The sequence below is a fragment of the Gracilibacillus xinjiangensis genome (assembly GCF_042651765.1).
Lineage (GTDB): Bacteria > Bacillota > Bacilli > Bacillales > Amphibacillaceae > Gracilibacillus > Gracilibacillus xinjiangensis.
The window spans coordinates 1-512 of the sequence record NZ_JBHSDT010000005.1; the positions used below are offsets into that span (position 1 = coordinate 1).

Consider the following 512-nt stretch of genomic DNA (forward strand, 5'->3'; position numbering starts at 1 on the left):
CTCGACTTGCATGTATTAGGCACGCCGCCAGCGTTCGTCCTGAGCCAAGATCAAACTCTCAATAAAGATTTGCACATGGAAGTGCTGATGTCGATGTTGCGAACTTAATCGACGTTCATTTGATCCGCTCGCTTCTAAAAGCTAGCTTATTCTTACAATTTATATCATACTGGTTGTTTTGTTCAGTTTTCAATGATCAATGTTTTAATACGTCGTTTTAAAGCGACTTCTTAAATATAACATTTTTAAACATTATAGTCAATAGTTTTTTCAGAATTGCTTTGAATTTTTTTAGAAGTCGTTACATCATTAATGCGACTTATAATAGAATAACACGTATAAGAAGAGAAAACAACAGGGAGGTTTTGGTAAATACCTCAATGTGCTCCTGTCTGTTATCGATAAAAATGTCTCCTAGTTTATCTAAACTAGGAGACTTAATTCGCCTGGCAACGTCCTACTCTTGCAGGGGCAAAGCCCCAACTACCATGGGCGCTGGAGAGCTTAACTAC

General features: G+C 37.7%; 1 rRNA gene. It reads right to left on the reverse strand.

Annotation, left to right across the window (positions count from 1 at the left end):
* Positions 1–66: ribosomal RNA gene (locus ACFOY7_RS10715) — 16S ribosomal RNA — on the reverse strand; the annotation flags it as partial.
* Positions 67–512: the final 446 nt, after the last annotated feature.